1 protein-coding gene is annotated in these 1390 nt (G+C 38.8%); it reads right to left on the bottom strand.

All coding sequences use genetic code 11. The annotated features are described in order from the left end of the window. Window positions 1-57: 57 nt before the first annotated feature. Complete coding sequence (locus GWG06_RS30330) at window positions 58-1290, bottom strand: IS4 family transposase (protein ID WP_160718175.1); 1233 nt, start codon at window positions 1288-1290, stop codon at window positions 58-60. Window positions 1291-1390: the final 100 nt, after the last annotated feature.

Below are 1390 nucleotides of genomic sequence, written 5' to 3'. Positions count from 1 at the left end.
CCAAAAGATATTTCAAATACTCAATTCTCTGGCCCCTCTAAAAAGTAAGCCCTTTTTCTAAGGAGAGAATAATTTTAGCTGTATAAAGTCAGGCTCTTTATTATGTCGGAGAAGTGCTTTCTCAGGTTCTGTTAGAAATTTAATTAAAAGAATGTATGTGGAAAGGTGGAGTCTGAGAAAACCTGCAAGGTTGCTAAACGACCACTTTCTGCAACCCAGTTGGTTTAATTGATCTTTCACAATCTTTATAAGCAGATCTTTTATTAAAGCGCACCAGACCTGTATACTAATGGCATTCTCATTGTCTCCCAGAAAGTTACTTAATTGAGAGTTCTGTTTAATTCTTTTGAATAACAATTCTATATCCCATCTCTGTTTGTATAATTTCCTGATGGTAGAACAGGCATAGGTTTGATTGTTAGTTAATAAGTGTACCTTCTTTCCGGTCTCTTTATCATAAATGCTAATGACCCTGGCCTGTTGCACAGGACTCGTTTTACAGGTCTTGGGATTGCCAAGCCGAATGCCCCAGTCTTTTAAAATTCCATTCTTTTTATCAGCCAATGTTACTTTTTTGCGCTTAAGCACCTTTATTTTCATTCCTTTAGTAACTCTGGAGATCCAGGTAATATCATTTTGGGTCCAGTCCTTCATTACGGTATAATTTACATAAGCCCGATCCATCGCAATTATGGAACCTGGTTGCAGGGGCATCTTCTGCATAAATTTTCTATCACTACAAGCGGCCTCTGTCAGTACGGTAAAGCAGGGTAACTCATCCTTGGCGCGCATCAGCACATGAGCTTTAATGCCTCCTTTTTTTCTGCCATTTAATCCTTTTACACCTGCACCCCTCATCACCGTTGAAAACAGGCTAATTGTTGTGGAATCTACTATAAATAATCTATCATGCAACCTGTGCCTTGTTCGGCTGTCCGGGAAATGTTGTGGATAATGGTGCTGATATAGTAAATGATAAAGTCGGCTGAAAAAATCTACTGAGCGGTTCCGGTTGGCATCTGAAATAGTACTGCGACGAGGGGTGTTTTTAAGGCCTAAATGACTAAGACGATGTTCATTGGCCAATAGACCGGTAACTAACTCTCTAAGAGAACTACAATGATGAAAGCTGCTGAATAGCATCGTTACCAAATGGTCAAAAGCCTTAAAGTGCTTGTAATAGCTATCTGCACCAGTATCAATGACCGCTTTTTCGATTAAAGTGCAGGGAATAAAAGAAAGTAACTGGTTAAATATCGGCTGTCCGGAAAAAAATCTACTTTTGCTCATAATAGTAGTTTTAGTGTGGTAACTTAAACTTACTAAAAAAGGAGGCCACATCGGCCTCCTTTTATTTATCCTTTGGGTTATTTTAACCGGACACTATAGA

Origin of the sequence: Chitinophaga solisilvae, assembly GCF_009928525.1 — a bacterium.
Classification (GTDB): domain Bacteria; phylum Bacteroidota; class Bacteroidia; order Chitinophagales; family Chitinophagaceae; genus Chitinophaga; species Chitinophaga solisilvae.
This window is presented reverse-complemented; position numbering and strand designations above follow the sequence as displayed.